Annotated in this window: 19 protein-coding genes; 8 read left to right on the forward strand and 11 right to left on the reverse strand. The window is 72.5% G+C overall.

The genetic code is table 11. The features are described 5' to 3' along the window. Window positions 1-19 precede the first annotated feature (19 nt). Window positions 20-703, reverse strand: coding sequence for a hypothetical protein (locus RB628_RS26560; protein ID WP_318323036.1), 684 nt, complete (start codon window positions 701-703; stop codon window positions 20-22). Window positions 704-749: 46 nt separating this feature from the next. On the opposite strand from RB628_RS26560, the gene RB628_RS26565 reads away from it, so the two are divergent. Next, window positions 750-1,433, forward strand: coding sequence for a maleylpyruvate isomerase family mycothiol-dependent enzyme (locus RB628_RS26565; RefSeq protein WP_318323037.1), 684 nt, complete (start codon window positions 750-752; stop codon window positions 1,431-1,433). An 82-nt stretch (window positions 1,434-1,515) separates the two neighbouring features. Beyond that, entirely contained in the window at window positions 1,516-2,208 is a 693-nt protein-coding gene (locus tag RB628_RS26570) for a copper homeostasis protein CutC (RefSeq protein WP_318323038.1), read from the forward strand. A gap of 390 nt (window positions 2,209-2,598) precedes the next feature. Here RB628_RS26570 and RB628_RS26575 read toward each other — a convergent pair whose 3' ends face one another. Continuing rightward, window positions 2,599-4,674 carry a HelD family protein gene (locus RB628_RS26575; protein ID WP_318323039.1) on the reverse strand — a complete coding sequence of 692 codons (2,076 nt, stop codon included), beginning with the start codon at window positions 4,672-4,674 and terminating at the stop codon, window positions 2,599-2,601. 339 nt (window positions 4,675-5,013) lie between these two features. On the opposite strand from RB628_RS26575, the gene RB628_RS26580 reads away from it, so the two are divergent. After that, the gene (locus tag RB628_RS26580; protein WP_318323040.1) at window positions 5,014-5,208 is read left to right on the forward strand and encodes a hypothetical protein; all 195 of its coding nucleotides are present in this window, start codon (window positions 5,014-5,016) and stop codon (window positions 5,206-5,208) included. Between the two features lie 12 nt (window positions 5,209-5,220). Here RB628_RS26580 and RB628_RS26585 read toward each other — a convergent pair whose 3' ends face one another. After that, the gene (locus tag RB628_RS26585) at window positions 5,221-6,882 is read right to left on the reverse strand and encodes a DNA repair helicase XPB (protein ID WP_318323041.1); all 1,662 of its coding nucleotides are present in this window, start codon (window positions 6,880-6,882) and stop codon (window positions 5,221-5,223) included. Window positions 6,883-7,043: 161 nt separating this feature from the next. Between RB628_RS26585 and RB628_RS26590 the strand changes: the two genes are divergently transcribed. Beyond that, window positions 7,044-7,616 carry a hypothetical protein gene (locus RB628_RS26590; protein WP_318323042.1) on the forward strand — a complete coding sequence of 191 codons (573 nt, stop codon included), beginning with the start codon at window positions 7,044-7,046 and terminating at the stop codon, window positions 7,614-7,616. Between the two features lie 8 nt (window positions 7,617-7,624). Here the strand turns inward: RB628_RS26590 and RB628_RS26595 are convergent, their stop codons facing one another. The 3 genes from RB628_RS26595 to RB628_RS26605 form a co-directional block, all read right to left on the reverse strand. After that, window positions 7,625-7,855, reverse strand: coding sequence for a hypothetical protein (locus RB628_RS26595; protein WP_318323043.1), 231 nt, complete (start codon window positions 7,853-7,855; stop codon window positions 7,625-7,627). A 150-nt stretch (window positions 7,856-8,005) separates the two neighbouring features. Then, on the reverse strand, window positions 8,006-8,128 hold the full coding sequence (locus RB628_RS26600) for a hypothetical protein (RefSeq protein WP_318323044.1): 123 nt from the start codon (window positions 8,126-8,128) through the stop codon (window positions 8,006-8,008). A gap of 205 nt (window positions 8,129-8,333) precedes the next feature. Continuing rightward, window positions 8,334-10,874 carry a helicase C-terminal domain-containing protein gene (locus RB628_RS26605; RefSeq protein ID WP_318323045.1) on the reverse strand — a complete coding sequence of 847 codons (2,541 nt, stop codon included), beginning with the start codon at window positions 10,872-10,874 and terminating at the stop codon, window positions 8,334-8,336. A 226-nt stretch (window positions 10,875-11,100) separates the two neighbouring features. Between RB628_RS26605 and RB628_RS26610 the strand changes: the two genes are divergently transcribed. Next, window positions 11,101-12,147 carry a hypothetical protein gene (locus RB628_RS26610; protein ID WP_318323046.1) on the forward strand — a complete coding sequence of 349 codons (1,047 nt, stop codon included), beginning with the start codon at window positions 11,101-11,103 and terminating at the stop codon, window positions 12,145-12,147. Between the two features lie 45 nt (window positions 12,148-12,192). Next, complete coding sequence (locus RB628_RS26615; RefSeq protein ID WP_318323047.1) at window positions 12,193-12,843, forward strand: HAD family hydrolase; 651 nt, start codon at window positions 12,193-12,195, stop codon at window positions 12,841-12,843. Here the strand turns inward: RB628_RS26615 and RB628_RS26620 are convergent. Further along, window positions 12,804-13,070, reverse strand: a complete 267-nt coding sequence (locus RB628_RS26620) for a hypothetical protein (RefSeq protein ID WP_318323048.1) — start codon at window positions 13,068-13,070, stop codon at window positions 12,804-12,806. The genes RB628_RS26615 and RB628_RS26620 overlap by 40 nt on opposite strands. A 205-nt stretch (window positions 13,071-13,275) precedes the next feature. Here RB628_RS26620 and RB628_RS26625 point away from each other — a divergent pair, with 205 nt between their 5' ends. Beyond that, a complete protein-coding gene (locus tag RB628_RS26625) occupies window positions 13,276-13,659 on the forward strand; it encodes a cold-shock protein (RefSeq protein ID WP_318323049.1) in 384 nt (127 codons plus the stop codon). Between the two features lie 188 nt (window positions 13,660-13,847). Here the strand turns inward: RB628_RS26625 and RB628_RS26630 are convergent, their stop codons facing one another. The 4 genes from RB628_RS26630 to RB628_RS26645 all read right to left on the reverse strand — a co-directional run bounded on the left by RB628_RS26630 (window position 13,848) and on the right by RB628_RS26645 (window position 17,421). Beyond that, complete coding sequence (locus RB628_RS26630; protein WP_318323050.1) at window positions 13,848-14,714, reverse strand: 1,4-dihydroxy-6-naphthoate synthase; 867 nt, start codon at window positions 14,712-14,714, stop codon at window positions 13,848-13,850. Beyond that, complete coding sequence (locus tag RB628_RS26635) at window positions 14,698-15,435, reverse strand: futalosine hydrolase (RefSeq protein ID WP_318323051.1); 738 nt, start codon at window positions 15,433-15,435, stop codon at window positions 14,698-14,700. Before RB628_RS26635 ends, RB628_RS26630 begins: the two co-directional genes overlap by 17 nt. After that, window positions 15,405-15,884, reverse strand: a complete 480-nt coding sequence (locus RB628_RS26640; RefSeq protein ID WP_318323052.1) for a DUF2771 domain-containing protein — start codon at window positions 15,882-15,884, stop codon at window positions 15,405-15,407. Before RB628_RS26640 ends, RB628_RS26635 begins: the two co-directional genes overlap by 31 nt. An 82-nt stretch (window positions 15,885-15,966) precedes the next feature. After that, window positions 15,967-17,421 (reverse strand): MFS transporter, encoded by a 1,455-nt coding sequence (locus RB628_RS26645; protein ID WP_318323053.1) that lies wholly within the window; start codon window positions 17,419-17,421, stop codon window positions 15,967-15,969. A gap of 449 nt (window positions 17,422-17,870) precedes the next feature. Between RB628_RS26645 and RB628_RS26650 the strand changes: the two genes are divergently transcribed. Next, window positions 17,871-18,827 (forward strand): DUF3027 domain-containing protein, encoded by a 957-nt coding sequence (locus RB628_RS26650; RefSeq protein ID WP_318323054.1) that lies wholly within the window; start codon window positions 17,871-17,873, stop codon window positions 18,825-18,827. The last annotated feature ends 152 nt before the right edge of the window (window positions 18,828-18,979 follow it).

Raw genomic sequence — 18,979 nt, forward strand, 5'->3', positions numbered from 1 at the left:
GTGCGGGGGCGGACAGGGATTAAAGCGGCCCCGGGTCTGACTGGAGTCGCTCCAGCTCCGACGTGATGTTGGCGCGCGCCGTCTCCTCCCACCACTCCGTCCCGTACGGCGTCCTGAACAGCTTTGGCAGGGCGAGGAGTTGGCGCAGTACCGCTGCCCGGCCCGCCCTGAAGGCGTCCTCGGGCACGAAGGCGTACTCCTCGCGGACGGCGGCCGTGTAGGCGGCGTACGTGTCCGAGGGGGCGGCCAGGATCGCGAGGTCCGCGTCGCACAGGACCTCGCCGTTGCGGTCGCCGGGCGCGGGTGCGTGGGTGACGGTGAGGCGGACCAGGCGGGCCACCTCCGCCGTGCCCGCCGCTGAGACTCCGGCCTCGGGAAGCGCGCGCTCGGCGAGACGCGCGGAGCGCTCCTCGTTCTCGGAGCGGTCGGGGGCGTACACCGCGTCGTGGAACCAGGCGGCGAGGCGGACGAGGGCAGGGTCGGGGGCGGGTGTTCCGGCCCGCTCCAGCACGTCGATGTGGTCGAGGACCGCGGAGAGGTGGGTGAGGGTGTGGTAGCGGCGGTGGGGTTCCTGGTAGCGGGTCAGGAGGTTGTCGGCGTAGGGGGTGGGGTCGGGGAGATTCTTGGCGTCGCCGGGCCGGGCTGCTTCCAGGGCCTGGGTCCAGCGGGTGCGGAGGGCGTCGAGGTCGGCTCGGTCGGGCATGCGGGCATTCTCCCGTCCGGTCGCGTCGGCCCCTAGCGTGGGAAGCATGACTACTCCTGCTGAAGTGAACGGCGTACGGGACCCCGAGCTGCCCGGGCGGCTCCTCGCCATCGAGCGTGACGCGCTCATACCGATGCTGCGGGTCAGGTCCGAGGCCGACTTCGGGATCGTGACCGCCGGGTGTCCGGAGTGGACCGTGCGGGACGTGCTCGCGCACTGTTCGGCCGTGCTGCTGAGGGTGGTGGAGGGGAGGTTGGAGAAGGGGGCGTTCTCGCCCGAGTCGAACAACCGGGACATCACCGAGCGGGGCGACCTGACGAACGCGCAGGTCGTCGACGAGCTGGAGAAGGTGATGGGTGAGGCCGGGGGTGTGATCGCCAGGGCCGGCGGGAGGCTGGACGGGGCCGCGCTCGGGGAGTGGGTGCATGCCGGTGACGTACGGGAGGCCCTCGGGGAGCCGGGGGCCTACGCGGGAGCCGGGCTGCCGTACGCGCTGCCCCTGCTCGCGCGGCTGAGCCGCGAACGCGGGCTGGTGCCGCTGCACGCCGACGTCGACGAACTGGACGAGCCGCTGAAGCTCGGGGACGTGTCGGGGGAGCGGACGCCGGGGCGGTACATCGGGGATGCCGCCACCCTCGTACGGCTGTACGCGGGGCGGTCGGTGGCAGGGGCGAGGGCGTACGAGCTGGCGGGGGTCGAGGAGGGGGAGCTGAACATGTTCGGCGGGTGAGGGGCGGGGCCGGGGCTCGCGGGCGTACTCTAGAATTGGACTAGACCTGTAGCCGTGTGTCGGCGTCGATGAATGGGGACCCATGAGTGAGCGCGCAGTCCTGGAGGTGATCGCCCTCGGTGTCGAGGACGCCGTCGCCGCCCGGGACGGAGGGGCGGACCGGCTGGAACTGGTCACCGACATGGCCGCCGACGGGCTCACTCCGACAGTGGCGGCCTTCGCCGGGATCCGTGCCGCCGTCGACATTCCGCTGCGGGTGATGCTGCGGCTGGCGGACGGGTTCGCCGTCGGTGACGTCGATCGGCTGGTCCGGTTCGCGCGGAGACTGCGGGGCGTGGGCGCCGATGAGTTCGTGCTCGGGTTCCTGGGGGCCGACGGTGGCGTCGATCTCGTCGCCGTCGAGCGGATCGTCGCCGAACTCGACGGTTGCCGTTGGACGTTCCACCGCGCGATCGACCATGCCGTCGACCGGGACGCCCTGCGCAAGCAGCTCGACGGGCTCCCCGGCCTCGACACCTACCTCACCGCCGGCTCGGCGGCGGGCGTCGACGACGGGCTTCCCACGCTCCTCGCCGAGGCGGCGCGGCGGGGGGAGCCCGGGTACGAGCAGCGGCTTCTTGTGGGGGGTGGGTTGCGGCTGGAGCATGTGCCGCGGCTGCGTGCGGCTGGAGTGGACGCGTTCCATATCGGGGGTGCGGCCAGGCCGGAGGGGTGGGGGAGGCCGGTGTCGGTTGCGGCGGTGGCGGAGTGGCGGGGGGCGTTGGACGCGGGCTGAGGGCAGGCGTTTCTCGCCCCCGCCGCCCCTACCCGTCCCATCCCTGGGGGCTGCGCCCCCAGCCCCCCTACGGCCCTGGACGGGCTTCCCTCAGGCGCCGGACGGGCTGGCGGCGCGGGCCGGTGCTGGTGGGAGAGATGCTGGCGCTGGACGGGGTCTTGTCCTCAGACGCCGGACGGGCTGGGGGTGGGCGGGTGCTGCAGGGGTTCGGCGTGGCTGGAGAAGCTGTGCGGGCGGGTGGGTGGGAACGAAGCTTGGCTGAACGGGCCTTCTCCTCGACCGCCGGACGCGCTGGGACGCCTCGGCCCGCGCTGGACGGATGCGGCAAACGGGTGGGTGGGTAGGAAACCGGGGCCTGATCCGCACCCGCGTCGCCCTGGAAACGTCCTGTCAGTCCAGTTCCCCCGGCAGCGGCGCCGCGTGGGTCACGATCAGCCCCGACACCGCCCGCGTCAGCGCCACGTACAGGCGCCGCAGGCCGGTGCGTTCGTCGGGTTCGCCGTCCACGACGGCCCGGGGTTCGTCCAGGACCACGTAGTCGTACTCCAGACCCTTCGCCAGGGAGGCGGGGACCAGGGTCAGCCGGGTCTCGTGCGTCGTCTCCTCACCCGGGGAGAGGTAGCCGATCCCCGCCGCCGTCAGCGCCTCCGCGAGGGCGGGGATGCGGGCGTCCGCCGCGATCAGACCCGTCGACCCCTCGTTGCGCAGCAACTCCTCGCAGGCGGCGACCACTTGAGCATCCGGAGAGTCCGGAGAATCCGTCTCGGTGATCTTCCGTACGTCGAAGAACCCCGGGTTCTCGCGGACCGACGCCACCGGAGTCAGGCCCGGGGCGATGTGCGGGAGCAGCCGGGAGGCGTAGGTGATGACGTCCGTCGGGACGCGGAAACCGGCCGTCAGCTCCTCGATCACGGCGTCCGACTTGCCCAGGTGGCCGAGCGCCTCGTCCCAACTCCGCGTCGCCCAGGGCGTGGTGCCCTGCGCGAGGTCGCCGAGGACGGTCGCCGAGCCGGTCGTGCAGCGCCGGCCCACCGCCCGGTACTGCATCGGCGAGAGGTCCTGCGCCTCGTCCAGGACGACATGCCCGAGCGAGTGCGTGCGCTGGACCAGGTCGGTCGTCTCGTCGATCAACACGGCGTCCGCCGCTGACCACTTGGCCGACTTCACCGACCGTACCGGCTTCGCCCAGAGGATCTCCTTCTGCTCGTCCGCGTCCAGGATTCCGGCCGCGTGCGCGGCGAGGAAGTCGGCGTCGGTGAGGAGGCGCAGGACGAGTTTCGCGGGGTCGACGGGCGGCCAGACCGTCTTCACGGCCGCCTTCACCGCCGCGTTGCGTGCGACGGCGTCCTGCACACGGTCGTCCGGCGCCTCGCCCGACCGTTCCATCTGCACCAGCACCGCGTGCGCGATGCGCTGCGGCAGGGCCTCGCGGGCGGCGCCGTACCGGATGCCCCGGTCCAGCAACTCCCGGACGATGCGCTCCAGTTCGTACGCCGGGACGCGCCAGCGCCGTGATCCTCGTACGACCATCACGGGCTCGGTGGGCAGGGTCACGTGGGAGTAGACGGCACTCCGGAGGACGTCCGCCATCCTTGCGTCACCCTTGACGACCGCTGCCGCCGCGTCGTCCGTGCCGCGCACCTCGACATGGGCGACCAGGTCGTCCACGGTGGCCTGCTTGACCTCCAACTCACCGAGGGCGGGCAGCACTTGCTCGATGTAATGGAGGAAGGACCTGTTCGGCCCGATGACGAGGGTGCCGGTTCGGGCCAGCCGGTCGCGGTGGGCGTAGAGGAGATACGCGACCCGGTGCAGACCGACGGCCGTCTTTCCGGTGCCGGGACCCCCCTGCACACACACCGAGCCGCCCAGCCCGCTGCGTACGATCTCGTCCTGCTCGGGCTGGATGGTCGCCACGATGTCGCGCATCGGGCCCACGCGCGGGCGCTCGATCTCCTGCTGGAGCAGCTTGCTGGTGGCCGCGGCCTCGGCGGGGTCGGAGAGGTGCTCGTCCTCGTACGCCGTGAGGTCCCCGCCGGTGTATCCGAACCGGCGGCGCAGGCCGACATCCAGCGGGTCCTTCTTGGACGCCCGGTAGAACGGCTGGGACACCGGGGCGCGCCAGTCGATGACCATGGGGTCCCCGTCGGCGTCGTGGACGTGCCGGCGCCCGATGTAGAACTGCTCCCCCTCCGCGCCCTCGGCCTGCTCGACGCCGGGAGCGTGCAGGTAGTCGAGGCGGCCGAAGAACAGCGGGGTGTGGCTGAGGTCGGCGAGGGCCTTGATCCGCTCCCCGATCTGGCGGGAGAGGACCTCCGCGTTGACCCAGTTCGCGGTGACGTCCGTGATGTCGAGGGACTCCGCGTCCTCACGCATCGCGCGGAGGGCCGCCCGGGAGGCGGAGAGATGGGAGCGCTCACGGCCGAGGGGGTCGTCGGAAACGGGGTCGGAGATGGGGCTGGACAAGGGAGTGCCTCCGGATACCTGCGCGCAGATGCGCGGGTCTGCTGCTCGGGTGTGACGTCGAGAGCCGACCGGTTTCCGTCCGGGCGGCGGCGCTCCACGACGGGAGGCGGGCAAGAGCGGAGATCCTAGGGGACGGGAGGAGGCGGAGGCCAATCAATTCCGGCGCACGGCAGCACGTACGCCAGCACGCACGGCAGCACGTACGGCGTCCGTAGTCCCCTAGGGGGCGGGCTCCACCTTCCTGTGGGGGAGACGTCCACCCGGAGTCGTACGGGGAGACGACGGAGGTTCGACCCGCAGGCCGATGGCATCGGCGGCCCCGGGCGCGACCATGGATACATGAGCGCAGCAGCCTTCATCCCCGCGTCCGTGGCCTCCGTGGCTTCCGTCCGCTCAGGCGCCACCCCCTTGCGGGGCGGCCACCGCCACCCCTTCGGCGACGCCGTGCGCGCCGTCAAGGTGTTCGCGGGTGCCGCCCTGAGCGTCGTACTCCTCGGTGAGTACGGCGAGGAGGCAGGCGTGCGTCGCAAATGAGCGGCGTCCCGGTCAGCCCTCGGTGCCCTCGACGCCCTCCGCCAGCAGCTCGTCCGCGTCCATGATCCGGTACGCGTATCCCTGTTCCGCCAGGAACCGCTGCCGGTGCGCGGCGAAGTCCTGGTCGATGGTGTCCCGGGCGACCACCGAGTAGAAGTGGGCCTTGTGGCCGTCGGCCTTGGGCCGCAGCACCCGTCCCAGCCGCTGCGCCTCCTCCTGACGCGACCCGAACGTGCCCGACACCTGGATGGCGACGGTGGCCTCCGGCAGGTCGATCGAGAAGTTCGCCACCTTGGACACGACCAGCACGCTGATCTCGCCCTGGCGGAACGCGTCGAAGAGCTTCTCGCGCTGCGAGTTGGGCGTCTCACCCTTGATGACGGGCGCGTTCAGGTGCTCGCCCAGTTCGTCGAGCTGGTCGATGTACTGGCCGATGACGAGGATCTGCTGCCCGGCGAAGCGCCGCACGATCGCCTCGGTCACCTTGCGCTTGGTCGCGGTGGTCGCGCAGAAGCGGTACTTCTCCTCGGTCTCGGCGGTGGCGTAGGCGAGCCGCTCCGACCCGGTCAGGTTGACGCGCACCTCGACACAGTCGGCGGGCGCGATGTAGCCCTGCGCCTCGATCTCCTTCCAGGGCGCGTCGAACCGCTTCGGCCCGATCAGCGAGAACACGTCCGACTCGCGCCCGTCCTCCCGCACGAGGGTCGCGGTCAGACCGAGGCGCCGCCTGGCCTGCAGATCGGCGGTGAACTTGAAGACGGGCGCGGGCAGCAGATGCACCTCGTCGTAGATGATGAGTCCCCAGTCGCGGGAGTCGAACAGCTCCAGGTGCGGATAGACGCCCTTACGCCTGGTCGTGAGCACCTGGTACGTCGCGATGGTGACCGGCCGGATCTCCTTGCGCGTCCCGCTGTACTCGCCGATCTCCTCCTCGGTCAGCGACGTCCGCTTCACCAGCTCGTGCTTCCACTGCCGGGCCGAGACGGTGTTCGTGACGAGGATGAGGGTGGTGGCCTTCGCCTGGGCCATGGACCCGGCCCCGACCAGCGTCTTCCCCGCCCCGCACGGCAGGACGACCACTCCGCTCCCGCCGTGCCAGAAGTTCTCCACGGCCTGCTGCTGGTACGGGCGCAGCGCCCACCCGTCCTCGGCCAGCTCGATCTCGTGCGCCTCGCCGTCGACGTACCCGGCGAGGTCCTCGGCCGGCCAGCCCAGCTTCAGCAGCACCTGCTTGATCTGCCCGCGCTCGGAGGGGTGCACGGCCACGGTGTCCGGGTCGAGCCGGGCGCCGACCAGCGGAGTGATCCGCTTCGAGCGCAGGATCTCTTCGAGGACGGGACGGTCGGTGCTCGTGAGGACCAGGCCGTGCGCCGGGTGCTTGGAGAGGGTCAGCCGTCCGTAGCGGTCCATCGTCTCGGCGATGTCGACGAGCAGCGCGTGCGGGACGGGATAGCGGCTGTACTGCACGAGCGCGTCGACGACCTGCTCGGCGTCGTGTCCCGCCGCCCGCGCGTTCCACAGGCCCAGCGGGGTCACCCGGTAGGTGTGGATGTGCTCCGGCGCCCGCTCCAGCTCCGCGAACGGCGCGATGGCCCGACGGCATTCGCCCGCCTGCTCGTGATCGACTTCAAGGAGCAGGGTCTTGTCCGACTGGACGATAAGTGGACCATTCACGTACGTACACATCCCTTCCGTACGGCCTACGGCCAAACGTCCAGTGTGCCTTACCGGCGGATGGTCACGGCGGGGTGCGGGTCACAGCGGATCCCGGTCGACGGGCCTCGGGGGGCAACCCCGGGCCCTCGATCCCTGTCTGAACCTGCGGGAGCGGCGCGGTGGCGCGGCGCGGTGAGGAGCTCGCGGTGCAGTCGGTGGGGAGATACGCGTCGGGGCTTGGGGCCGTGGCGGTGCTGATGGCGACGGGTGCGTGGGTGCTGTGGCCGACGGGCGTGGATGCCCGTCTGTGGAGTGAGGTGCGGCCGGTGATCGAGACCCGGCTCGTGGCCGAATCGCGGGGGAGCGGGTACGGGGAGACGGTGGCCGGCCTCAGGGCGCGGTGGTTCTGCCGGGCTGAGGCTCTGGAGCTCGGTCGCGGGGACGACGGCGTCGTACGGGCCGGCGTCAACACCCTGTGCATGGAGTACGGGGTTCGCGGGGGCGCTCTGGTGGAGTGCGGCGGCGCCCGGTATCCGCAGGTCGTGCGGCTGGAGCGAGCGGCGGACGGCGGCTACCGCGTCCTGTCGCAGGAGGAGCCGCCGGACGGCGCGGGCTACGGGGAGTGGACGGAGGACCACTTCGGCCGCTTCGCCGAGTCCGACGCCGACGACACCATGTCGTCCACCGTCCTGGAGGCCGCCGCCCGCTCCCACTTCGGCCTGCCCGAGGACGCCCGGGTCGCGGCCTGCTGACCGGCCGGCTACCTCAGCTGCGGCAGATTCAGGTTGTTGACCAGCGGTCCTTCGACGGTGACGCCCTCCGTGACGAGGGACTCGACGCCGCTCACGGGCAGCGGCAGAGGCAGCGGCAGCGCCGACGGAGAGGCCGAGGACTCGGGCGTGAGTACGACGACGAGGGCGGCCGCGGAGAGCAGTACGGCGGCGGACAGGGCGACGACGGAACGGGTGCGGGCGGGGAACTTGGCACGCATGGGGACGCCGGGGGCCTTTCGGGCTGTGGTGTGTCCGGGCTGTGATGAGCATGAGACGGGGATGAGACGGAAGTGATCCGGGGCGGGCCGGACCCGGGGGGCGCCGGGCGCGGTCCGAGGTGTCGCGTCGTGTGGTGTGCGCGGGGCGGGTCAGATCGGCGGGGTCTTGATGACGACGCCGGCGATGCCGATGGCCGCGGCCTGGGTGGTGAAGGCGCCGAGCAGCAGGGCGGTGGCGGCCAGAAGGGTGGCGACACGACGGGCGGCACGCATGGGAGGGGACTTCCTTTCACCGCGCTTGATCAGGACGTCCCGTGGCTGCCCAGCGGCCCGTTCCGGAATGCGGAGCCGGCCCGAGGCTCCCTCGTGCGTGGGAAGTCTCCGGCGTGGCGCGCATGAACGCGGGCCGCCACTCGTGCGAGTGACCCAGGTGCCCGTGGCTTGCCCATGACTTGCCCATGACTTTCCGGGGGCTCGCCTACGGCTGGTCGTCCGCCAGTTCCGCCACGCCCGTGACCCTGTGCAGCGGATACGTCCGTACCTCGTCCGCCGTGTGGTCGTACGCCGTCACGAAGCCGCCCTCCACCCGGATCGGGGCGATGACGCGCTGACTGGCGGCGCCCTCGGCGTTGACGTACCCGATCCACACGGGCTCGCCGGTCATCACGGCGGCCTGCATGGTGGCCAGGGTCTCGGCGGAACCGGTGCGCGGGAGGTCGCCGTGCGCGGCCGGGGTCTCCGTGGGCTTGCGCGGGGCCGTCGAGGCCAGATCACCCGCCCTGATCGCCCGGATCGCCGCCGAGAGCAGCGTGGCGTCGGGGGCCGGCGGGCCGTCCGGCACCGGGTCCGGGGCCGTGCGGGGCGGGGTGCGGTGGGAGTGGGCGCGGGTGATCACGACGTCGCCCTCGGCGGACTCGGCGGCCGGCGCGAAACCCATCGTGCGCAGACCGTCGAGAAGCGTCGCCGGGTCGGCCTGCGCGGCCAGCACCGTGGGCGCCAGGCGCCGCAGGCGGAGGTTCGCGGACCGTTTGTCGGCGAGGATCTCGCTGAGCACCGAGTCGTCGTCGCAGCGCACGTACGCCGAGGCCGCGCCGATCCGCAGGTGGCCGTGTCTGCGCGCCACGTCGTCGATGAGGTAGGTGAGGGGCTGCGGGACCGGCGTACGGGAGTGGGCGGTGAGGAAGTCGTGCAGGTCGGAGGCGGAGCGGCCGGCGTCCAGGGCGCGGCGCACGGAGCCCGGGGTGAAGCGGTAGACCGTCGCGCCGCCCTTCGACTCGACGTCCGCGAGCACGCCGAGCATGTCGGCCAGGGGGCGCCTGAGGGGGCCCGGGGCCACCGCAGTCAGGTCCGCCTGGAGGAGGACGTGGTCGAGCGGCTCGGGCAGGAGCGGGGTGAGCAGACGGGCGGCGGTGGCCGAGGCGGTGGCCTGCTCGGGGGCGCTGAGGGGTTCGGGGGCGGGGTGCTCGCGGTGGTGGACCGGGAGCTTGTCACCGGGGCCGGTCGGCTCGGGCGCCTTCGCCGGCGCGGCGGGGGCGCCGAGCAGGGCCCGGCCCTGGGCGGAGAGTGCGCCCCGGCCGGTGACGCCCAGCGACTCGGCCTCGGACAGGGTCCAGCGGGCGAGCCTGGTGCGCAGGTCCTCGTCGCCGACGCGGTCCTGCTGCGGGCCGCGCGTCGGACGCTCCCAGTGCAGGCGGGCCAGCACGGACTCGACGGTCGGCGACGTGCCCTCCGGGAGGGCGGCCAGCAGGGTCAGCACCCGGTGCCGTACCTCCGGCGCGGCCGACCGGTCCAGGCCCGGGCCGAGGGCGGACAGCGTACGGTCCTTGGCGTCCCGGCCGCCGATCACTCCGGCCGTCCGGGTCGCCGTCAGCCACGCCTCCGCGAGCCGCGCCCAGCGCGTGGCGGCGGGCTGCTCCAGCCACTCGTCGTACGCCGGGGTCGCCGCGTACCGCTCGTCGGCCTCCCCGTCCGGCGCCAGCAGGCCTGCCGCGTAGGCGAGTTCGACCCAGAAGGCGGCCACCGGCTCGGACAGGTCCAGGGCGACGGCGGTCCGCTTGAGGTCACGGACACTCAGCCCGCCGGCCCGCAGCACCACGGGGCCGCCCTCGTCCCAGTCCTTCAGCAGCTCCTCGACGGTCGCGAGAGCCGTGTACGCCTGTCCGGCCGCCGCGTTGTCCACAACCTGTGGACGATGGGACGCCGTCGACTCGACACCAGGCGGCAACGGCTCCGTCGTGCGGTGCGCCCGGCCGTCGCGCAGATGCAGGGCCACCTCACGCGGCAGCACGACGGTCCCGGGCGCCGTGGGCAGGAGCAGGCCCCGGTCCAGCAGCCAGCGCAGATGGGCGGCCGGGTCGGCGGTGACCTGGCCGTACGGCGGGCCCCAGACCAGGCGCCGCAGTACGTCGACGGAGTCCGCGGGGGCACTGTCGAGCAGCGCGGCCATCCGCTTCCGGTCCGTGAACAGGGCGGTCAGTGAGGCCACCGCGCTCACGGCGTCGTGCGTCGACGTGAGCCCCGCAGCCGCCACGATCTCCTGGACGCGCCCCGGCGACATCCCCGCCGTCGCCTCCGCGACCGTCGGACCGAGCCCCGTCGGAGACGGATGCTGCGGCGAGGGCGCGAGCAGCTCACGGGCGGTACGGACGAGACGCAGCCGGTCCGTCCCGCCCCACACCAGCGCCTGCTCGCGCAGCACGGTGAGGGCACGGGGGAGGGCGGCGACGACCGCGGGATCGGCGTCGTCACCCGCGAGAAGGGCCAGCAGATCCTCGTACCCCGCCGGGTCCGGGGCCACGGCCAGCGCCTGTGCCGTCTGGAGCGTGAACCGGTCCAGGCGCTCCAGGGCGCGCACGACCGACGCGCGCGTGCCGGCACGGGTGGCCAGCTGGGTGAGGTCGGTGGGGACGGGGGTGATGAGGTCCGGACGGCTGCGCAGCAGCGCGGCGAGCGACGCGTCGTCCCGCGTACGAAGCGCTTCCGCGAGAGAACGCGGCGCCGGTGTCTCCTCGGTGCTCATCCCGCCCACGGTAGCGGGTGGGTGCGGTGAGGTGTCTTCCGTCGGCGCGGGGAGTCGGCGCGGGCGTCACGGGGGGCTGCGCCCCCAGACCCCCGCTCCGGCCCTGAACGGGCCTTGTCCTCAATCGCCGGACGGGCTGAGGGTGCGGGCCGGTGCTGGAGGGGTACCGCCGGTGCTGAGGAGGTACCGCCCGTGCTTGATGGAGATGCCGGTAACGTCTGACTTCGTGGGTATCGAGAGCGACCAGGTCGTCTACGAGTATCTGAGCAGGGTCGGAGACCTGGCCCAGCAGCGGCAGTTGCCGTCCGGCGCCCGGATGCGCCTCGTCTCCGGGCTGCGCGAGGAGATCGACCGCCGCCGCGCCAGGACCCCGGTCGACAGCCCCGCCTCCGTACGCCGCATCCTCGACCGCATCGGCACCCCGGACGAGGTCGTGGCCGGCGCGGGCGCCGAGGCCGGTGCGCCCGAGGCGCCGCGCGCCGCAGTACCCGTACAGCGTGACCGCGAGGAGCCGCAGCGCAAGGGCAAGGGCCTCGGTCGCCTCGTACCGCGCCCGCGTCCGGCGGAGACGGACACCGCGAAGGCGGTGAGGGCGCCGGAGGCGTTCGCTCCGTTTCCCTCGGACGGCGACCCCGCCCCGCCCCATCTCGCGGGTACGGACGAACTCGGGGACGCGGACTGGTGGCTGGCCGGCCGCAGGGGCGTGCTCACCGACACGGACAGCCTCCCCGCCGGGTTCGTCGGCGGTGTGGAGATCCCCGACCTGCTCAAGCCGCCGCCCAGGCCGGAGAAGGCCAGGGAGAAGGCCAGGGAGAAGGAGAAACCCGCCGCCGAGGCCGCCGAGACCGCCGAAGGCGATGAAGGCGATGAAGGAGCCGCCGGGGCGGAATCCGCCCCGCGCCGGCGCCCCCGCCTGCGGCTCCCCCTCCCCTCCGGCCGCTGGATCAACCCGCTCCTCCTCCTCGCCGCCGGACTCCTCGTCTCGGGAGCGGCCCTCGGCAACCTGTACGCCCTCCTCGTCGGCTGGGCCATCGCCTACGCCTCGCGCCGGCTCTCCCAGGGCGAGACGAAGTGGGCGGTCGTGTATCTGCCGGGAGCGGCGGTCGCGGCCGGTGCCGGGTGGCTGTGGGGGCGTACCCAGGGCCGCTGGGGCGACCCCATCGCCGAGGGGCACATGAACGAGGCCCTCAGCGAGACCTGGCCGTGGGTCGTACGGGGCGCCGCGATCGCCTCGGCCCTGTTCCTGGTCTGGCGCTCCCAGCGTCCGCGCTGAGCACTGTCCCCCGCCTCCGCCGCCCGCTCCCGCACAATGGTGCATATGACATCCATGGCCTCCGGCGCGCTCACCGTCGGGTTCGACCTCGACATGACCCTCATCGACTCCCGCCCCGGCATCCACGCCTGCTATCTGGCGCTCGCGGAGCGGACGGGCACGTTCATCGACGCCGATCTCGCCGTCACCCGGCTCGGGCCGCCCCTCGCGGAGGAACTGGTGCACTGGTTTCCGGCCCATCAGATCGAGGCCATGAGCGACCTCTACCGTGCGATGTATCCGGCCATAGCCATCACCGCGACCCCCGCGATGACCGGTGCCCGCGAGGCGATGGCGGCCGTACGGGAGTCCGGCGGGCGGGCGATCGTCGTCACCGCCAAGTACGAGCCGAACGCCGGGCTCCACCTCGCGCATCTCGGCATCGAGCCCGACGAGCTCATCGGCGACCTGTGGGCCGAGCAGAAGGCGCTGGCGCTGCGCGAGCACGGCGCGAGCGTGTACGTCGGCGACCACGTCGGAGACGTACGCGGCGCCCGCACCGCCGGTGCCCTGTCCGTGGCCGTGCCCACCGGGCCCTGCGACGCCGCTGAGCTGCGCGCGGCCGGCGCGGACGTCGTCCTCGACGACCTCACCCACTTCCCGGCCTGGCTGGCCTCCTACTCGGGCTGCTCGGGGGCGACGGCCGCCCGCGCCTGACGCCGGCCCTCGGCGACCGACTGGAGCACACCGGCGCCGGCGACGAGGAAGCCGACGCCCATCAGCATGCTCAAGCCGAACATGTACGTCGGGAATGGCGTCGTACCGAGGAGGAAAGGGGCCACGGTGACCAAAGTGGCCACCGCGCCGACGAAGAACACGACGGCACCGACGCGGATCAGCCGATCTCCGGCCGCGGCGGAATTCGTTTGGGTTTTGTCACGCACTCGACCAGGGTAGTTCCCTGCCCGAAGGAACAACCCGGCGACGTCTTGTCACCTGCCTACGGACCATTAGCCTTGGTACCGGCGGGTCCAGCGACCCGCCCACGTGCTATCAAGACCCGTTTTCCTGCCAGCAGTTCGTAGCCGTTCGCAGCAGTTCCCAACCGCCCGAAGCAATTTCCGACGAGTATGAGGACGAGGAACAGACGTGCCCACCGGCAAGGTCAAGTGGTTCAACAGTGAGAAGGGCTTCGGCTTTCTCTCCCGCGACGACGGCGGTGACGTCTTCGTCCATTCCTCGGTCCTGCCCGCCGGAGTCGATGCCCTCAAGCCGGGCCAGCGCGTGGAGTTCGGAGTTGTCGCCGGGCAACGCGGTGACCAGGCACTTTCGGTCGTGATCCTGGACCCGACTCCGTCGGTCGCGGCGGCGCAGCGCAAGAAGCCCGACGAACTGGCATCCATCGTCCAGGACTTGACGACCGTCCTGGAGAACATCACGCCGATGCTGGAAAGGGGCCGTTACCCCGAGAAGGCCTCCGGCGCGAAGATCGCGGGCCTCCTGCGGGCGGTCGCCGACCAGTTGGACGTGTAGGGGTTTCCGGAGATGTCCAGGGGAAATTGAGTGCGATCGGGCCGAGGGGCGGCACCAGCCCCTCGGCCGCAGCGCGTGTGAGCAGCCCCCCTGGCCGCCGCGGCATCTTTTTCTGCCGTCCTCGCACCGCTTCGCGGGCGGCTGGCGGCTGCGCCGGACTCGGTCCGGCGGCTGCGGGGTGGGCCGGATCAGGGAAACGAGAGGGCTTCAGGGCCGAGCGCCGGCACCAGCCCCTCGGCTGCCGCGCGTGTCAGCAGCCCCCGGACCGCCGCATAGCCGTCCTCGCCGAGGTCGGCGGTGAACTCGTTGACGTACAGCCCGATGTGCTGGTCGGCGACCTTGGGGTCCATCTCCTGCGCGTGCTCCAGGACATAGGCCCTGGAGGCCTCGGGGTCGTCCCAGGCGGCGCGTACGGAGGTCCGGGCGGCCTCGGCCAGCAGTTCCAGCGTGCCGGTTCCCAGCGACCGTTTGGCGATGATCGCGCCGAGCGGGATCGGCAGCCCGGTCGTCTGCTCCCAGTGTTCGCCCATGTCCGCGAGCTTGTGCAGCCCGTAGTCCCGGTACGTGAAGCGTGCCTCGTGGATGACCAGCCCGGCGTCGACCTTCCCGTCCCGCACGGCGGGCATGATCTCGTGGAACGGCATCACGACGATTCCGCCGACCCCGCCCGGAACCGTCTCGGCCGCCCAGAGGCGGAACAGCAGGTACGCCGTCGACCGCTCGCTCGGCACCGCGACCGTACGGCCGGTCAGGTCGGCCCCGGCCTCCCGCGTGAGCACCAGCGGCCCGCAGCCCCGGCCCAGCGCGCCCCCGCAGGGCAGCAGCGCGTACTCGTCGAGGACGTAGGGCAGCACGGCGTACGACACCTTCAGCACGTCGAACTCGCCGCGCTCGGCCATGCCGTTGGTGATGTCGATGTCCGCGAAGGTCACGTCGAGCGCGGGCGCGCCCGGCACCCGGCCATGGGCCCAGGCGTCGAAGACGAAGGTGTCGTTCGGGCAGGGCGAGTACGCGATCCGCAGTGGCTGTCCGGTCCGCTCAGTCTGCGGGTTCATGTGGGTGCTCATGGGGGTTCCAACTCTCCAGTACCGGCGCGAGCTTCCCGAAGGCCTCCGTCAGGGCCGTGAGTGCGTCGCCGATGCGCCAGGCGGCGCGGTCGCGGGGCCCGACGGGGTTGGACACGGCCCGGATCTCCAGCACCGGCACACCGTGCGCGGCGGCGGCCTCGGCGACGCCGAAGCCCTCCATCGCCTCGGCCAGCGCACTCGGGTGCCGGGCGCGCAGTTCGGCGGCGCGTCGGGCACTGCCGGTGACGGTGGAGACGGTCAGTACGGCGCCGGCGCGGGCGCCTGTCACGGCAGTGACGTCTCGTACGAGTGTTTCCGGCGGACGGTGGGTGACGGTGCCGAAGCCGAGTGCGGTGACCGGCACGAACCCGTCCGGCGTCTCGGCGCCCAGGTCCGCGACGGTGATCTCGTCGGCGACGACCAGCGAGCCGACGGGTGCCTGAGGCTGGAAACCGCCGGCGATGCCCGCCGAGACGACCAGGCCGTAGGGGATGCCGCGCAGGGCGGCGGTGGTGAGCGCCGAGGCGACGGACGCGGCGGAGGCGGCGGGGCCGACTCCCACGGCGATGATGTCGACGGGTCCGCTGCCGGCGCCGTCAGCGGCATCGAACGCCTGTGCCACCGCGTCCCGCTCGACGGGGACCGCGGTGGCTACGAGGACTCGTACCCCTGACGTCGTCAGGAGTCCTTCTTCAGCCGGAACGACCACAGGCCGTTGACCTCGTTCTCGCCCTCCTTGATGGAGACGAGCGTTGAGTTCCCCTGGGCGCCGTACTGGGCGTTGAAGAAGACACTGCCCGGGATCGTGCGGTACGTCTTGGTGCTGGCGTCGGTCAGCGGCTGACCGTTCATCAGGATCGTCCAGCCCTTGTCGGCGATCTCCGGGTCGACACCGAAACGCACGGTCTCGTCCGGGTCGACCGTGATGCTCTTGATGTCCGTGTCCTTGAGGCACTCGGCCACGGCGGCGGTCTTGAGCTCCTTGCCGCCGTCGTAGCAGGAGGCCTCCGAGTTCACCGAGGAACTGCCGACGGTGATCGTGGCGATCGGTGTCGGCTTGTCGCAGGCGGACAGGACGAGCAGTCCGGCACCAAAGGCGCCGACGGCGGCAACAGCGCGGCGACGGCGCGCAGTGGAAGCGGAACGCAACGAGGTCATGGCCGAAGGCTATCGGGCACCCGCGGCACGGTCGTCACGCGGGTACGGCGTGCCGGGCCCCGGTAGGCCCCGCTGAGTGGTGTCAGGCGGCCCGGGGGTGGGCTCGGCCCCCGTGCCGTGCCGAGCCGATCAAGCCCTTGACGGTGGTCAGCCAGCCCGTGGCGACGATCGCGGCGGCCACCCCGAGGCCCAGCCCGCCGACCAGCGGCAGCGCGATACCGACAGCTCCGCCGAGCACCCACGCCATCTGGAGCAGCGTCTCCGAGCGGGCGAACGCGGAGGAGCGGACGAGTTCGGGGACGTCCCGCTGGATCAGCGCGTCCAGGGACAGCTTGGCGAGGGCCTGGCAGAACCCGGCGACCGCCGCGAGACCCGCGACGAGGGCGGCTCCGAAGAAGATCGCGGCGACGATCGACGCGCCGAGGACCACGGCGACGACCGTCACGACGATCAGTTCCGGCGCGCGTTGCTTCAGGGCCGCCCCGACCGCCGTACCGAGCGCGTTGCCGACGCCCGCCGCGACGGCGACCATGCCCAGCGACCACGCGGCGCTCTCGCCTGTCAGCGGATGCTCGCGCAGCAGGAAGGCGAGGAAGAAGGTCAGGAAGCCCGACAGGCAGCGCAGGGCGGCGTTGGCGGCGAGGGCGTGGGTGACGGCCGTGCCGACCGTGCGCAGGCCCGGGCGGCGCAGGGTCTCGCGACGGTGCGGGCCGTGCAGATGCTCCGCGTCCGCCGCCAGCAGGGCCGTGCTCTCGCCCTTGGCGGAGTCCACCTTGGGCGGGAGCGAGAAGGACAGGAACGTACCAGCGATGAAGATCACGAAGGCGCCGTAGAGCGGCCAGCGCGGACCGAGGACCTGGAGCCCGGCGCCGATGGGCGCGGCCACACCGGTGGCGAGCAGCCCGCTGAGCGTGACCCGCGAATTGGCCTTCACCAGGGAGAAGCGGGGTGGCAGGAGGCGGGGTACGACGGCGCTGCGGACCACGCCGTACGCCTTGGAGGCGACCAGGACGCCCAGCGCGGCCGGGTACAGCTCGATGCTGCCGGTGGTGACCGCTCCGGCGAGAAGCAGGGCGAGGAGGGCGCGGGCGAGCATCGCGCCGGCCATCGCGGCGCGCCGGCCGTGCGGGAGGCGGTCGAGGAGGGGGCCGATCACGGGGGCGAGGAGGGTGAAGGGCGCCATGGTGATGCCGAGGTAGATGGCCACGCGCCCGCGTGCCTCGTCGGTGGGGACGGAGAAGAAGACGGTGGAGGCGAGGGCGATGGTGATCATGACGTCGCCGGCGCCGTTCACCGCGTGCAGTTCGATGAGCTTTCCGAGCCCGGACTCACCGGCCCCGTGCGCGTGGGTGGCCTTGCGGATGCCCCGGGCGGTACCGGTCACAGGAAAGTGCAGGGCACGCCCGACCGCGCGCACGGACCCGTTCACCCGGTCCCGTACGCCGCGCCGGCCGCTCTTGGTGCCGGTGCCGCTCCGGTTGTTCCCCTGGGCCCCACCGGCCCCGGTGGTGCCGTGGGGCGACCTCTCGGTTGCCACCCCGCAATAGTGCCCCGAGAAGGACGTACGTAGTGCGGTTACCGCGCGTATGGGGCCGAGTGGCGTGGGGAGGGGCCGGGGGGAGGGAGCCGGGCGGGTCTCGCGGACGGTTCGGGCGGGGTGTTTTCCGGCCATCGAGGGCTGGGAAGAGTGGGGTGAGGGGCGAGCGGGAGGGGGGTCGGAGTTGGCACAGTTGGATGTCGGTCGTCGCGAACCGTCCCGTCGGTGTGGGCCCCGGGCGCTGGAGAAGGTAGCGTGCGTAGCGCGCAGTGGCGGTTGTTCTCGGCCGCGCGCCTCTCGGCCATCCCGCAGAATGGATGACGTAGGTGCGCCCGAGCGTGATCGGGCGCGGACGTTGACGCGGCCCTCTGGTCCGCTCCGTTCGCAACCGTTCGCACCCCGTCGGGACGGGCGCACTCGTGAGACGGCGTAGGAGAGAAGCGATACCTGTGAGCGCAGCGACAACGCGAAGCCGCACCCCCGACCGCCTGTGCGCCGAGGCCGTCGACCTCGCCCTTTCCGCGGCGGAGGAGGCGGCGGCACCAGGAGTGGTGGGTGAACACGCGGGCGTGGTCTCAGAAGGGGACCGCGTCGTCACGCACTTCTTCGAGTGCAAGGAGTTCGGCTACCGGGGCTGGCGCTGGGCGGTGACGGTCGCCCGGGCGTCCCGGGCCAAGCTGGTCACCCTGGACGAGGTGGTGCTCCTCCCGGGCCCCGACGCCCTCCAGGCGCCGGAATGGGTGCCGTGGAGCGAGCGCCTGCGCCCCGGGGACATGGGACCCGGGGATCTGCTGCCGACGGACGCGGAGGACCTGCGTCTGGAGCCCGGCTACTCGGGCGAGGACGAGCCGCTGCCGAATTCGGTGCTCGCGTCGTCCGTGGCGGCTTCGGAGACGGTGGCGCTGGCCGCGGATCTGGCGGACGCCGAGGACGCGGACATCACGGCGGGCTCACCGGCCGACTTCACGGTCGTACCGGCCCGCGGTTCGATCGCGGCGGTGGCCGAGGAACTGGGCATGCGCCGGGCGCGCGTCCTGTCCCGGTACGGCCTCCACAGCGCCGCCGACCGCTGGGAGGACGCCTACGGCCCCAAGACGCCCATGGCCCAGGCCGCACCGGCGGCCTGCGTGAGCTGCGGGTTCCTCGTGGCGATCGGAGGGTCGCTCGGGCAGGCGTTCGGCGTGTGTACGAACGAGTTCGCCCCGGCGGACGGTCGTGTGGTGTCCCTGGCGTACGGCTGCGGAGGGCACTCGGAGGCAGCGGTGATGCCGAAGCCGCCGGTTCCGCCGCCGCACGTGATCGACGAGACGATCGTGGACCCGTTCCCGCTGCGACCCGCGGCGGACTCCGGGTCGGTGTCGGTGGGCGGGGCCGACGAGGACACGGCGGAGCTCGGACACTCGTAGCTCTGAGGGTCCTGTTGCTCTCGGGGTCCTGTTGCTCTCGCGGTTCTTTGGTCCGCGCGGTGACTCTGCTGCGCAATTCGCTGGATCCGCTGGAACCGCCGCCCGGAGCACCGAGCACGGCCGCGTCGCCGCAGGTCGCGGAGTGCAGTCCA

It is taken from the genome of Streptomyces sp. ADMS (assembly GCF_033441795.1).
In the GTDB taxonomy this organism is placed as follows: domain Bacteria; phylum Actinomycetota; class Actinomycetes; order Streptomycetales; family Streptomycetaceae; genus Streptomyces.

What these genes read in the sequence shown, in the direction of transcription:
- RB628_RS26560 (WP_318323036.1), bottom strand. Translation starts at nt 703, where the DNA reads ATGCCCGACCGAGCCGACCTCGACGCCCTCCGCACCCGCTGGACCCAG.
- RB628_RS26565 (WP_318323037.1), top strand. Translation starts at nt 750, where the DNA reads ATGACTACTCCTGCTGAAGTGAACGGCGTACGGGACCCCGAGCTGCCC.
- RB628_RS26570 (WP_318323038.1), top strand. Translation starts at nt 1,516, where the DNA reads ATGAGTGAGCGCGCAGTCCTGGAGGTGATCGCCCTCGGTGTCGAGGAC.
- RB628_RS26580 (WP_318323040.1), top strand. Translation starts at nt 5,014, where the DNA reads ATGAGCGCAGCAGCCTTCATCCCCGCGTCCGTGGCCTCCGTGGCTTCC.
- RB628_RS26595 (WP_318323043.1), bottom strand. Translation starts at nt 7,855, where the DNA reads ATGCGTGCCAAGTTCCCCGCCCGCACCCGTTCCGTCGTCGCCCTGTCC.
- RB628_RS26600 (WP_318323044.1), bottom strand. Translation starts at nt 8,128, where the DNA reads ATGCGTGCCGCCCGTCGTGTCGCCACCCTTCTGGCCGCCACCGCCCTG.
- RB628_RS26605 (WP_318323045.1), bottom strand. Translation starts at nt 10,874, where the DNA reads ATGAGCACCGAGGAGACACCGGCGCCGCGTTCTCTCGCGGAAGCGCTT.
- RB628_RS26615 (WP_318323047.1), top strand. Translation starts at nt 12,193, where the DNA reads ATGACATCCATGGCCTCCGGCGCGCTCACCGTCGGGTTCGACCTCGAC.
- RB628_RS26630 (WP_318323050.1), bottom strand. Translation starts at nt 14,714, where the DNA reads ATGAACCCGCAGACTGAGCGGACCGGACAGCCACTGCGGATCGCGTAC.
- RB628_RS26640 (WP_318323052.1), bottom strand. Translation starts at nt 15,884, where the DNA reads ATGACCTCGTTGCGTTCCGCTTCCACTGCGCGCCGTCGCCGCGCTGTT.